Below are 12,386 nucleotides of genomic sequence, written 5' to 3' on the forward strand. Positions count from 1 at the left end.
GGAAGTTTTCAGCCAGTATCATGAGAAGAGACGAAATACCGACCTCAAATATCATGACGCCATCGAGCACTTATGGTTGATCATGACTGAATACTATGCGCCTCCGTCCTCAATAGAGATACGCTGATCATTTGCTTCGCCTCGATTATTTCAATCTATTCTGTATGATGGCCACTACGACTGGTTCAAATTTTATTTGATTTCTTGACAGTTATGCGAACTCTACTACCCTCAAGATCATTCAATTTCCCAACTTGAACCACGGCACTCAAATATGCAGCGCTTGGTATCGTTAATAATTAGTGCCTGTTCTCGGCTATTTGAATCCTGACCTCAGGCAATCGTCAGGGCAGCAGAAGTCGAGGTCGCCCGCCTCGTTCTGAGCAGCGCAAAGCCGCTGTGCATGCGCCTAACGCTCTTCCTGTTGATTAATACCCACCCGGCAGAGCGCTTGTCCGGGAACTTTCCACCTGCACTTTCTACTCGGGAGGCAGCCGTGCAAAAAGCTTTGAAGATAGTCAGCTATGCCGTGCTCGTGCTGATGGCCAGCGCGGTCGTTTATGCCAGCGTTATAGGCATCACCTACTGGACTGGTATCGGCGTCTAGGGAGGTCGCAATGAACAAACGCCAGACACGCTCGTTCGCACTGATATCGACGGCCATCGCCGCCGTGGTGTTTCTCGGCATGACGGTTGATAGTCACCGCCAGTTTCCAAAATTGACCAACGCTCAACAGATCACGCCAGAGGTCACTCGCGGCAAGGATGTATGGCATGAATACAATTGCATCAATTGCCATACGTTGTTTGGTGAAGGCGCGTATTACGCTCCGGACCTGACGAAAATCACCCAGCTGCGCGGCGCACCTTATCTCACCGCGTTCCTCAAAGACCCCTCAAAGTTTTATGACGAGCAACGCCATCGCCGGTTGATGCCGAATCTGAATCTCAATGACGAAGAAATCGCGGCGTTAATCGCCTTTATGGATTGGGTGAGCAAGGTCGACAATCAAGGTTGGCCACCAAGGCCGATTCTGGTGACCGGCACGTCAATTCCCGGCATGGACTTAACCGTTGCGCAACAGAATGTCGCCGGTGGCAACCAGCCACCCGCCGCACGCCCGGTGTCCGACAAGGAAGACCCGATTGCCCTGGGTGAGGCGCTGTTTCGAACCACGGCCACACCGGTGTGCAGCGCTTGCCATTCGATTGCACCGGGGGTCAATCTCGCCGGACCGACACTGGCCGGGTTGGCTGCTCGGGCCAAACAGGTCATGGCCTCGCCTGACTACAAGGGCGAGGCCAAGGACGTCGAAGGCTTCATCCGCGAGTCCATCGTCACGCCAAGCGCCTACCTGCATCCGGGCGACATGTATTCCGCCAATGGCATGTCTTTCATGCCGGACACCTTCGCCAAATCGCTAACGCCCGAACAGATCGATCAACTGGTCGCCTATCTGGCGTCGTTCCAGTAATCAAAGGGGATGACCATGCGTTACAGATCTCAATCCGTCGCTTACTGGTACTTCGCCGTTGCCATGGCACTATTCGGTCTGCAACTGGTATTCGGCTTGCTCTCGGCGGCCAAATACCTCGGACCGGATCCCCTGCTGGACGTGTTGCCCTTTGATGTCACCAAGGCGATACACACCAATCTGTTGATCGTCTGGGTGCTGACCGGATTCATGGGGGCAACCTACTGGATGGTGCCCGACGAGTCCCGTGGCGAGTTGCACAGCACCAAACTGGCCTATATCCAGCTCGGGTTGTGGACGGCCATGGGCGTCACCGCCGTGCTGGGCTACCTGTTCGGTTACGGCACCGGGAACAAATTGCTCGAACAACCGCTGCCGCACAAGATCGTGATCGTGATCTGCATGCTGATGTTTCTCTACAACATCGGCATGACCATCAAGAAAGCCGGGCGTTTCACTGCCACCGAAGGCGTTCTTTTGTTGGGTTTGGCCAGTGCCGCTGTGCTTTATTTGCCGGCGCTGCTGCATTATGAAAACTACGTGGTGTCGATCTACTACCGCTGGTGGACGATTCACCTGTGGGTCGAAGGTGTCTGGGAAATGATCCAGGGCGGCTTTCTGGCCTATCTGCTGATCAGGCTGTCCGGCGCTGATCGCGAGGTCATGGAGAAGTGGCTGTACGTCATTGTCGGCCTGGTGTTCATTGCCGGCATCCTTGGCACCGCCCACCACTATTACTGGATCGGCGTCCCCCATTACTGGCTTCCATTGGGCGGCTTCTTCAGTGCACTTGAGCCTATGGCGCTAGTCGGCATGGCGATCTATGCCTACAACGCAATGCGCCGCTCCGGCCTCTCTCATCCCAATAAACTGGCCTTGCACTGGACCATAGGCAGCGCCCTGTTCACCATGTTTGGCGCCGGCCTCCTGGGTCTGGCCCACACCTTTCCCGACGTCAACAAATGGACCCATGGCACCCTGATCACCGCCATGCACGGCCATGCGGCCTTTTATGGAGCCTACGTCATGATTGTCCTGGCGATGATCACCTATGCGCTGCCAGGCATGACCCGTCGTCCCGTGGAAGAAAGCAGTATCGGTTATTGGGCATTTTGGCTGCAGTTGGGAGGGATGTTCGGCATGACCCTGTCATTTGCCACTGCGGGCATTGCTCAGGTGTACCTTGAACGCATTCTCGGCATGGGCTATCTGGATGTGCAGTTGAAGATTCAGGTGCATTTCCTGATGCTGGTGGCGACGGCGTCGATGTTCAGCCTGGGTGTCGGGCTGTTTATCTTCGATTTTTTCCGCCATGCGCCGCAATTCAATGTCGATGAAGCCGATCCGGTTCTGGACGCGCCTCGTGCGTCGGGCGCAGCGTTGTGATGGATCGTTCGCGAATGCAGCAGAACCTGTCGGCCGCAGAATCCGCGCTGCTGCAAGCTGAACCCTATTACCAGCCCAGCGGCGCCGAGGTGGCGATCTTCGAGCAATGCCATGCACAGCAACTGGCAGTCATGCTCAAAGGACCCACCGGGTGTGGCAAGACCCGTTTTGTCGAACACATGGCTTGGCGTCTGAAGCGCCCGCTGATCACTATTTCCTGCCATGACGACTTGAGTGCCAGCGACCTGGTCGGGCGTTTCCTGATCGGTCACCAAGGCACCCACTGGACGGAAGGCCCGCTGACCCGAGCCGTGCGCGAAGGCGCGATCTGTTATCTGGACGAGGTGGTCGAAGCGCGGCAAGACACCATTGTCGTCTTGCACCCGCTGACCGACCACCGACGCATTCTGCCCCTGGACAAAATCGGCGAGATCGTCGAAGCCTCGCCACACTTTCAATTGGTGGTGTCCTACAACCCCGGCTACCAACGGATTCTCAAGGACTTGAAGCCGAGTACCCGACAGCGCTTTGTGGCGCTGGATTTTGACTTCCCGCCGGCCGAGCGCGAAATGGCCATCGTTATCCATGAAGGTGGAACCGACTACGCCACCGCCCACGCCCTGGTCACCCTCGCCCAGCGGCTACGCGCCTTGCAGGATCGAGGCCTGGCGGAAGTCCCCAGTACCCGTCTGCTGATTGCCACTGCGCGACTGATTACCAGCGGCATTGCTGCGCCCATCGCCTGCCGGGTTGCGCTGATCTCGCCGCTATCCGATGACGCGGTGCTGGTCGCTGCCATGCGCGACCTCGTCGACCTGTCGTTTATCTAGATGGCCGAAGCCGAGGACGTCATCACCGATGTCGCACGCCACGCGACAGTGTATGCACAGGCGTTGTGGCGTCGTCACCTGGCCCCTTCGGACACTGCAAAAATCGTCACCCTTGGGGATGTTGCACAACACCTCGATCTGCTGATCAAGGCGGTGTTTAACACCCATTATTCGCTGCGCGTTGCGCAACCACCCTCGCCGCCCACGCTACTGAAAAAGCTTTTGCTACGTAACGAAAAACCGTGTGGGCAAAGCGCCATCCCGGCGACCGACGGCGTGTCCTTATGGCTGCCGGCGCACCTGGGCAGCGGCGAAAGTCCGCTGACGCTGGAACGTTATAGAACGCTGGCCTTGCAACAGGCTATGCGCGCCCGACGAGGCAGTGCCAACGCCCTGTCAGCCCTCGACAACCCAATGCAGCGTAGCGTCTATCGGCTCCTCGAAGCCTGGGCGGCTGATGCGGATCTGATACGCCTGTTACCGGGGTTGGCGCCATCAATTCGTGGCTTGCGCCAACATGCCCTGGCGACCCGTCCACCGCTTCACGCCTTTTCCAAACAGCGACAACCCCTGGAAACCTTCCTTCGGTTACTGCTGAGCAGCGAAGTTGGCGCGCCTCTGGAAGGGCTGGCGATCCCCACCGAAACGGCCGACTCGCTGCAACTATCAGAAACCCTCGCGCAACGTCTCCAGTGCGCCGAAGCGTCTCACGGGCTCGGCGCTCATCTGCTGTTTCTCGATGCCTGGACCGGCGACCTGCGCGAGCCACCGGCGGGCCAGAAGGTGTCGCCCCTGCCCGGTGAAATCGACAACGAAGACGCCCTGCCACGCAGTGCCCGCCTCACACGTCAGCCCACTGCGCGCAAGGCCTGTGCCGACGAGGACGACGAGCGGGAACAAGGCATGTGGATGGTGCAACCCGCCGAACCGCTGGAAAAAGCCGAAGACCCTATGGGCATGCAACGCCCGACCGACCGGGATACTGATACCCCGGCGGCTGATTTCGCCGAGTCATTGTCCGAACTCAACGAAGCCCGACTGGTGGTCACGGCAGGCCGACCGAAAGAAGTGTTGCTGTCTGACGACCCGCCACAGACCCGGGTCCAGCGCGCTGCACAGGACATTCCCCGCAACGCAATCAGCTACCCCGAGTGGGATTACCGCCGCCAGATCTACCATGATCCGGGTACCACCCTGCAACTGTGTCCCGCCCAGGATGGCCCGCAGCAGTGGGTCGATCGAACCCTCGAGACTCACCGCCCGGTGCTCGATGCCATCCGCCGGCAATTCGAATGCCTGCGGGCGCAGCGTGTCAGGCTGCGCAAACAATGGGAGGGCGACGATATCGATCTGGAGGCGTATATCGACGGTTGCGCCGAGGCCCGCGCCGGCCTGAGCATGCCGCAGGCGCTGTATCAAACCCAGCGTCGTGGCCGACGCGACATGGCGATCATGTTGCTGATCGACGTCAGCGGCTCCACTGACAGCTGGCTGTCCAACCATCGCCGGGTCATTGATGTCGAGCGCGAGGCATTGCTGCTGGTCTGTCTGGCGCTGGAGAGCCTGGGCGAGCCCTATAGCGTGCTGGCGTTTTCCGGCGAAGGGCCGCAGCGGGTCACAATCCGCACCCTGAAAGCATTCGATGAGCGCTACAGCGATGAAGTCGGTCGGCGCATTGCCGCCCTCGAGCCGGAACGCTATACCCGGGCCGGCGCCGCCCTGCGCCACGCCAGCACATTGCTGATGCGCGAAGCCGCCACGCACCGTCTTTTGTTACTGCTCTCCGACGGCAAGCCGAACGATGTTGACCAGTACGAAGGCCGCTATGGTGTCGAAGACATGCGTCAGGCCGTGACCGAAGCCAAGCTCCAAGGCATCTATCCGTTCTGTTTGACCATCGACCGCCAGGCGGCGAATTACCTGCCGGCGGTATTCGGCTCGCGGCAATATGCCTTGCTGCACAGACCAGAGTTGCTGCCCAGTGTGCTGCTGGACTGGATCAGACGACTGGTATCAGCGTGAACTAGAGCCGCCCCGCCAAGACTTTTTCGCGGCACGCGGTTTTCGGCTCATTACTGAGTTTCCCGCCAGTGGGGCGATGACTTCAATGACGAGAACAATCTCGACGTCGGGGCATCCCGCATACCTCGGAGCAAAACTTTCCAAGGCAATGCGCAGCCCCCATTTCATCCGAGAGTTTGCTCTATTGTTGCCGGTGCTCTATCGCCATTGCTGGCGAATATCTATCTTCACTCCGTGCTGGTTCTGTGGACAAGGCAGTGGCGCGAGCAACATGCCCGTGGCGATGTGATCGTTGTTCGCTACGCGGATGACAGCGTGGTGGGCTTCAGGACGCAATGGCAGACTCAGCAGTTGGTGGGTTCCAAATACTGCGCCTGACGGTCAAGAATCGAATGCGTGCGACGCTGCTGGCTATTCGGGATGAGCTGAAGCGCCGGTGTCATGAACCCCTCCGGGCTCAAGGGCAGTGGCTCACTCGGGGGTGAGTGGTTACTTCAATTACCACGCGGTGTCAGGAAACATAAAGCTGTTGAGTGGCTTCAGGAAGGCCGCATGAGTCATTTGCGCACAGTTAGATGAGGCCGCGAACGTGTTACAAAAGCCTTACGGTCTGAGAAAATTCGGGGCTACGTTGAGCACCGAAAACACGATCGAAAGGATGGGGCGTTCTCTGCCGATCGTCACTACCGCGTGTGCCGGTCAAGTCGAATGCAACAGTTGGTCAGCACGAATGCAATTGACCAGTCAGTGGCAATGCGAATGGATGGTCAAGTCAATGCAATTACGCGCCTGGCTAACGCCCCTCTGAGAGGCCACCCGCTGATACCCATCAACTGCCGCCAGACGTAATCGCCGGTCAGGTTGATGTGCTCCCATCCCCGCGGCGACAGGTGTTGCAGCAGCTCGCTGTCCACCGGCTGCCGGTCTCGCCCAACCCTTATGTCGCGCGCTCCAGGTACACCGTGTTCCACAGCACGATGGCGGCCGTCACCAGGTTGAGACCGCTGGCCCGGTAGCGCTGCTGGCACGATTGAAGTTGCAGTTCAAATCAAGGTTGCCGATACGCCATTGTGTCTTTACGGGCGATTGTCACGAACGCGCGCACCGTCGGTTTTGTTGGCGCGGCTAATCAGCCACAGATCGGCGACTCATGGGGTGGGAGCAACGGATAGAATGTGCACTTAAGCCACGCTTGTCTTTTGCCCCCATCTGGATAGATGACAACTGAGCTTAGCGTACGTTTTTTTCCAAATGCTGCGGGCTCCTCTTAATGAACGAAAGCGAAGACGACCTCATCCAGCGCGCGGTAACCGGCAATCGGCAGGCCTTCGCCGCCCTGGTAGGTAGCCATCAGGCGCGCGTTTTCCACTTCATCCGTCGCCTGCTCGGCTGCTCCGACGAGGCTGCAGACCTTACCCAAGAAACCTTCATCAGGGCATTTCAGGCCTTACCGAGGTGGCGTCCCGAGGCCCGCTTCCAGACATGGCTACTGCAGATCGCGCGCAATGCCGCGCTGGACACGCTGCGCAAGCGACGACGGCATGCCGAAGACCCGCTAGAGGACCATGCAGAGCTGGTCGACCCCGCGCCGTCGCCGCTGAAGCAACTGGAAAGCGGGCGCCGCCTCATGCTGCTGGAGCGGCTGCTGGCCGGCCTACCCCAAGAGCAGCGGGAGATCCTCCTGCTACGAGAGGTCGAGGGGCTGTCCTATGACGAGTTGGCTGCCACGCTGCAGATCAACACCGGTACTGTCAAATCGCGCCTAGCTAGGGCTCGCGGAGCGCTGCTGCGCGCCTATCGCCAGGCTCACGGAGGCCACACCGATGACTGAACATTTGGATTTGGCGACGTTATCCGCCTACCTCGATAACGAACTGGCACCCGACGAGCACACTCGCGCTGCCAATCACCTACCCGTCTGCGAACAATGCAGCGCAACCCTGGCGGAACTGGGCGCACTCAGTCGCAGTCTGCAGGCGCTGCCCTGCGCAGCGTTGCCAGACAAATTGAGCGAACGCCTGCACGCGCAATTCGCACCCGCACCAGGCCGCACGCGCTGGCAACGACGCTGGATGCAGATAGCCAGCGCTGCCGCGTCGATCATGCTCGGGCTGCTTATCGGCAGCGCCCTCCAAGAACCGCCGCAAGCCCGCCCTGCCGCCGCCTCCATGCTTGCCGTGCTCGGCAGCGCTCCGCCCGGCGCGCTGTGCGCACGTCCCGAACTCTGCTACCTGAAGGTAAATCTGAAATGACCCAATCGACCCTGCGCAATGCCCTGGTCCTGTCCCTGCTCGTCAACCTTGGCATCATTGTCACGGCGGGCTGGCAGAAGCTGCAGCACGACGGACTGCCGATGCCCTCCGGCGCACCCACCGAGCTGTCGCGCCACCTGCAACTGAGCACCAGTCAGCTGCAGCGCTGGCACGATGCCGAGGCGCCTTTCCTGGCGTTCCTGCATGATTCCAACTCAGCCATCGGCGAGCACCGCAACCGACTGATCGAGGCAATCTTCGCCGAACAGCTAGACCGCGCGGCGATCAATGCCGAACAACTGAGGATCGCCGAACTGCAGAACGAACAACAACGCCTGCTCATCGAGCAACTGCTGCTGGAGCGGGAAATCCTCGAACCACAGCAACGCGAGAAACTGGCTCTGTTGTTGATGCAGCCCATCGGCGCCGGCACCATCGAGCAGTTGCATCGCCAATGACGAAATCGATGGAACAAATCCGGACAGCCATCGTTAAACGATAGGGGCCGCCCTTTGCTGCTCCAACCACCAGGAGTTACTCAGATGATCAGCAAACCCAAAGCCTTCGCTCTCGCCTTCATCCTCGGCAGCGGCACGCTGGGCTATGCCGGCATCGGCCTCGCCGCTACAGATCACGATCACGGCCATGCCGACGGCGCGACGGCGCTGCAACTCGACGAGGGCACCCGCTGGAACACCGATGCGCCGCTTCGCAAGGCGATGGGCAAGGTAAACGAGAGCATGCGCCAGGCCCTGCCCTCGATCCACGAGAACCGCCTGTCTGCGGTGCAGTATGACCAGCTCGCTGAAGAGGTCCGAAGCCAGGTCGCCTACATGGTCGAGAACTGCAAGCTGGGCGCCGAAGCCGATGCGCAGTTGCACCTGATCATCAGCCGGCTGCTAGCCGGCGCCGATGCCATGGCAGACACTCGGGCCACACAGCGTGACGGTGCAATCACCATAGTGGGCGCATTAGGCGACTACACCAGCTATTTTGCCGACGACACTTTTACCCCGATCAAGCATTGACAGGCTGCCAGGACACCTCTTGTCCGGCTGAGCTGGCGCGCTCGCAGAGGTGACCGACTCGGTCGCCAGAGGCATGACGAGCGCACCTTTTTCGCGGTCGCCACTACGGTTGGCCAGCAGGCTGGCAGTGGCTGGCTGCAGATAGGCTTCCAGCTGGCGTTGCAGCATCGTATCGACCACCCGCCCGGGCGATCCGCTCACCACCCGGTTCGCAGCCCAGCCGATAGCGATACAGACGCGCTGGCCGCCCCTTCGGCTGAACCCGTAAGCGATCACAACGAATCATCGCCACCGTCTGGTCGGCACCACGTCGACCTGAGTGCCGACCACGTCGCGACGGCTGCCGAAGCGCTCGCTGATCGGAACAGGTCCATCTCAGTCACTTCCTTTGCCCTAGGGCAATTCGTTGCTGCTCCAGATCCTGACCTTGCGTCGAAACCCAAACGTATCCAATCTGCTGAGCTTCGTTTTCCATGAAGCACCTGTCGCATTTATTGTCACAGGTAATTTATGACGTGCGACAGATTTATGCGACATCTCATAGGCAGCAAATTCAGCAGCGACGCTTCTGTCGTATAACTTAGGAGTAAAGCGACGACTGTGGCTTGGAGCGACGAACAGCTCAGGGCTTATCGCCTTGAGGCGGACAAGGGGTTTGAGAAGTATGGAACTGAAAGTACACTTAAGCTCGAAGGTCTTGGAGACGACCCTTCACCAGAGAGATATCACAGATCTTCGTCTGGATTACGCAGCGATCTCAGCTCACCTCGGGTGACCTCTTCCGGTATCGCGAAGGAGTATCGCCCCAGCATATGATGTGCTCGTAGATCAGCGGCGACAGCCGAGCCAGATCCTCGTCCTGCACCGGATACCCATACCGGAGAGCAGGAGTTGAACTTGGCCAGCTCAAGTGGTGTGGCTGCTTTGTGGCTCGGCTTTTACTGGGTCGTTACTCCGATGAACTCGGCACACGCGTCTACCAGTAATAAACGGTCTCTGGCAACCTGACAATCCTGAATGATCGCTTTCAGCTTATTATTCTGGATAGTCCCACTAAATTAACAGATTGACTGAAAGTCAAATCAGTGAGGTAATATTTGCCTGATGCTTTTAACTGTTTGCATAACAGTCAGGTTTGCCGCTTCCATTGCACTCACATGCTTAAGCGTATTCTTCAGATCACCTTTGGCATGAGCAACAATCGCCGCCAAACCACTGCTATGTACGAGTTTGTGGGGTATTTCCAAGCGGCGTAACGCTGCATCATGGGGAGTCTTGGAATTTTTTTGCTCATAGTACCACTGGCCAAATAAGCATTCGGTTTCATCAGGCAGGACCAGGGGTTCTTGGCGAGGATTGATCAGCCGATCATAGACTGCAACTTTTATAGTAAGCTCTTCCATATTGGCAAGTTCTATTTTTGAAAGGACATGCGACCGATCAATTTCAAGCTGCATAGTTTGAGCTTCTTCGAACATGCTTGTCATTGCCTGTGCGGTATGATCAATGACCGAGGTGAATATTTCCGATGCCTTACTTTGTCTGGAAATAGCGTCTTTGGCGATGCCGACTTCTTTTTGGATAGCCGATGTTTCGTTGACTATCTCCTGGGTAGCTTGAGCCGTCCTTTCCGCCAGATTACGGACCTCATTTGCCACGACGGCAAAACCTCTTCCCGATTCACCGGCCCGGGCTGCTTCGATCGCCGCGTTGAGTGCCAGAAGGTTGGTTTGACGTGCGATATCTCTAATCAGATCGACGATACGATCAATTTCGCCAGCACGACTGACTAAATGATTTATCACGTTTTCGAGCGCCTCCACCCCCATTTCCAGAACGTGAGATTGATCCTGCAACTCTTTGATCTGTCCACGATTACTGACCGCTGCACACGCTACGTTTTCGGCACGCTGATGATTGAGTTCGAGTTGTTGGTTAAGCGTGGAGAAAGACTCACTCACGTGTGATAAAGAGTTACCACATGTCAAAAGATTTTCAGACAGTCCTCGATAGAAGTCTCGCTGCCGCAAGTCTTCCGCGCGCGTTTCGGTGAGAGAGGGATCGATCGTAACAGGCGTTAGAAAGGTTATTATTGGACCTTCCGTGACCGGATCTGTTTTGTGTAAATTTTTTCGCCAAAATGGACGCATTTTTAACACCCTTTCCAGATTTTAATAGAACACCCATTATTATTCGCAGCACATCGACTGCAGAATAAGACATAGCTTCTTGAATTTCGACGCCGGACCGTCATTTAACTTCTTTTCGATTAAAGGTGACAATCCGTTGATTACCTTTCCGTAGAGTTGTCGAGTCAGGACTTCGCTAGCGACAATAATTTTCTGTTGCTCAGCTCTTATTTAAGACAGATGATCATACCGATAAAGATCAATATTCTTTTTGACCGCGATCAACAAACTCTATTTTTGCAGGACGCAACAGGGCAGACGGTCTCAAGGAGCAAGTGCAACAGTCCGTTAATTAAAAAGCAACTATGGTTTTTTGCTTAGGGTACGGTTGCGCTCGATTCTTTATTGGGAACTGCGAATGGCGTCGTTTTCATCGAGGACAGCAAATCAACTCTCAACTTCAGAAACTTTTATTACAACAGCGACATCCGTGATACGCATAAGCCCACCGCAGATGAATGGTGGCAGGCGTTCGTACTCAACGTACAGTCTGGCTTCACCGCAGGCACCATTGGCCTGGGGACGGATGCCATTTGGCATTTATGCAGTCGGTCTCAAAGAGCAAGCACAACGTTTGATGTAAGGGATTGCCATGTCTATCATCTAAGTACCGAGGAGCCGTCACCATTATGGTGATGCTATTTCCTCGGTGCCGTGCCTACCCTGAAATTTGATAGTGGGCGATCGCTGAAAACCGATTTGCGCTGGTTCAGGACACGTGGCGATAGGGCGAACGTCCTGGGTACTCCCGGTTACAGAACTTCGAGCTACACAAAGAACGACGACTGGGAGATTGACGACTGAATCGCCCCGGATTCTCTAGGCACCTTGCAAGCTCATTGCGTAACGCTTTTCAAACTCTAGGCCCAGTCAACATCGGGCCGGAGTTCTTCACAGGTCACTGCCCTGCTCGACTCTCGCTCAAGATTGATAGCGAGGCCTGGACCTGCCCGGCACAGGACAAGGCCTCGCCGCGAGCTGTAGCGGTTATCGAGAAGCTCGTCCGGGCTGCGGCTAAAGGCAGGCTCAAGGATTCGGACCTAGCCCTGCTCGAGGGCATCGCCAGCCTGCTAGAGATGTTAATCAGCGTGCAAAACTTTCCAGATTTCCGGGGTAAACAGCGTCCAATAGTTTCCACCCCGGGGTGTGCAACCATCCGGTCTTTCGGCCGGAGAATCTGGGGTGTTATCGATGGATATAATTG

Annotated in this window: 11 protein-coding genes and 3 pseudogenes; 11 read left to right on the forward strand and 3 right to left on the reverse strand. The window is 57.2% G+C overall.

Going from position 1 to position 12,386, the window contains the following annotated elements; all coding sequences use genetic code 11:
- The first annotated feature begins 617 nt into the window (after positions 1 to 617).
- From FQ182_RS26350 to FQ182_RS30565, 5 genes are all read left to right on the forward strand, one after another.
- Positions 618 to 1,475 (forward strand): c-type cytochrome, encoded by an 858-nt coding sequence (locus tag FQ182_RS26350; RefSeq protein WP_149415195.1) that lies wholly within the window; start codon positions 618 to 620, stop codon positions 1,473 to 1,475.
- 15 nt (positions 1,476 to 1,490) lie between these two features.
- A complete protein-coding gene (locus tag FQ182_RS26355; RefSeq protein WP_149415196.1) occupies positions 1,491 to 2,861 on the forward strand; it encodes a cbb3-type cytochrome c oxidase subunit I in 1,371 nt (456 codons plus the stop codon).
- A gap of 14 nt (positions 2,862 to 2,875) precedes the next feature.
- Positions 2,876 to 3,691: a CbbQ/NirQ/NorQ/GpvN family protein gene (locus tag FQ182_RS26360; protein ID WP_149415204.1), complete on the forward strand. Its 816-nt coding sequence runs from the start codon at positions 2,876 to 2,878 to the stop codon at positions 3,689 to 3,691.
- Positions 3,692 to 5,713, forward strand: a complete 2,022-nt coding sequence (locus tag FQ182_RS26365; RefSeq protein WP_149415197.1) for a nitric oxide reductase activation protein NorD — start codon at positions 3,692 to 3,694, stop codon at positions 5,711 to 5,713. It begins immediately after the preceding gene.
- A gap of 207 nt (positions 5,714 to 5,920) precedes the next feature.
- Positions 5,921 to 6,091: a hypothetical protein gene (locus FQ182_RS30565; protein ID WP_256666402.1), complete on the forward strand. Its 171-nt coding sequence runs from the start codon at positions 5,921 to 5,923 to the stop codon at positions 6,089 to 6,091.
- A gap of 389 nt (positions 6,092 to 6,480) precedes the next feature.
- On the opposite strand, the pseudogene FQ182_RS26375 reads toward FQ182_RS30565, so the two are convergent.
- Positions 6,481 to 6,737, reverse strand: a pseudogene (locus tag FQ182_RS26375) (Tn3 family transposase); the annotation flags it as partial.
- 246 nt (positions 6,738 to 6,983) lie between these two features.
- Here FQ182_RS26375 and FQ182_RS26380 point away from each other — a divergent pair.
- From FQ182_RS26380 to FQ182_RS30570, 5 genes and pseudogenes are all read left to right on the forward strand, one after another.
- Positions 6,984 to 7,544: an RNA polymerase sigma factor gene (locus tag FQ182_RS26380; RefSeq protein WP_149415198.1), complete on the forward strand. Its 561-nt coding sequence runs from the start codon at positions 6,984 to 6,986 to the stop codon at positions 7,542 to 7,544.
- Positions 7,537 to 7,965, forward strand: a complete 429-nt coding sequence (locus FQ182_RS26385) for an anti-sigma factor (RefSeq protein ID WP_149415199.1) — start codon at positions 7,537 to 7,539, stop codon at positions 7,963 to 7,965. The genes FQ182_RS26380 and FQ182_RS26385 overlap by 8 nt, the downstream gene beginning before the upstream one ends.
- Positions 7,962 to 8,423 (forward strand): periplasmic heavy metal sensor, encoded by a 462-nt coding sequence (locus FQ182_RS26390; RefSeq protein ID WP_149415200.1) that lies wholly within the window; start codon positions 7,962 to 7,964, stop codon positions 8,421 to 8,423. The genes FQ182_RS26385 and FQ182_RS26390 overlap by 4 nt, the downstream gene beginning before the upstream one ends.
- An 84-nt stretch (positions 8,424 to 8,507) precedes the next feature.
- The gene (locus FQ182_RS26395) at positions 8,508 to 8,993 is read left to right on the forward strand and encodes a hypothetical protein (protein ID WP_149415201.1); all 486 of its coding nucleotides are present in this window, start codon (positions 8,508 to 8,510) and stop codon (positions 8,991 to 8,993) included.
- Positions 8,994 to 9,863: 870 nt separating this feature from the next.
- A pseudogene (locus tag FQ182_RS30570) lies at positions 9,864 to 9,952 on the forward strand (LysR family transcriptional regulator); the annotation flags it as partial.
- Between the two features lie 123 nt (positions 9,953 to 10,075).
- Here the strand turns inward: FQ182_RS30570 and FQ182_RS31070 are convergent.
- The gene (locus FQ182_RS31070) at positions 10,076 to 10,480 is read right to left on the reverse strand and encodes a CZB domain-containing protein (RefSeq protein ID WP_371923917.1); all 405 of its coding nucleotides are present in this window, start codon (positions 10,478 to 10,480) and stop codon (positions 10,076 to 10,078) included.
- A gap of 12 nt (positions 10,481 to 10,492) precedes the next feature.
- A pseudogene (locus FQ182_RS31075) lies at positions 10,493 to 10,768 on the reverse strand (methyl-accepting chemotaxis protein); the annotation flags it as partial.
- A 759-nt stretch (positions 10,769 to 11,527) separates the two neighbouring features.
- Between FQ182_RS31075 and FQ182_RS26420 the strand changes: the two are divergent.
- Positions 11,528 to 11,818, forward strand: coding sequence for an OprD family outer membrane porin (locus tag FQ182_RS26420; protein WP_149415203.1), 291 nt, complete (start codon positions 11,528 to 11,530; stop codon positions 11,816 to 11,818).
- Positions 11,819 to 12,386 lie beyond the last annotated feature (568 nt).

This window comes from Pseudomonas sp. ANT_H4, from assembly GCF_008369295.1.
GTDB lineage: Bacteria > Pseudomonadota > Gammaproteobacteria > Pseudomonadales > Pseudomonadaceae > Aquipseudomonas.

Bases quoted from the DNA above. Each gene is read 5' to 3' on its own strand.
- FQ182_RS26350 (WP_149415195.1), top strand. From the start codon at position 618: ATGAACAAACGCCAGACACGCTCGTTCGCACTGATATCGACGGCCATC.
- FQ182_RS26355 (WP_149415196.1), top strand. From the start codon at position 1,491: ATGCGTTACAGATCTCAATCCGTCGCTTACTGGTACTTCGCCGTTGCC.
- FQ182_RS26360 (WP_149415204.1), top strand. From the start codon at position 2,876: ATGCAGCAGAACCTGTCGGCCGCAGAATCCGCGCTGCTGCAAGCTGAA.
- FQ182_RS26365 (WP_149415197.1), top strand. From the start codon at position 3,692: ATGGCCGAAGCCGAGGACGTCATCACCGATGTCGCACGCCACGCGACA.
- FQ182_RS26380 (WP_149415198.1), top strand. From the start codon at position 6,984: ATGAACGAAAGCGAAGACGACCTCATCCAGCGCGCGGTAACCGGCAAT.
- FQ182_RS26385 (WP_149415199.1), top strand. From the start codon at position 7,537: ATGACTGAACATTTGGATTTGGCGACGTTATCCGCCTACCTCGATAAC.
- FQ182_RS26390 (WP_149415200.1), top strand. From the start codon at position 7,962: ATGACCCAATCGACCCTGCGCAATGCCCTGGTCCTGTCCCTGCTCGTC.
- FQ182_RS26395 (WP_149415201.1), top strand. From the start codon at position 8,508: ATGATCAGCAAACCCAAAGCCTTCGCTCTCGCCTTCATCCTCGGCAGC.
- FQ182_RS31070 (WP_371923917.1), bottom strand. From the start codon at position 10,480: ATGACAAGCATGTTCGAAGAAGCTCAAACTATGCAGCTTGAAATTGAT.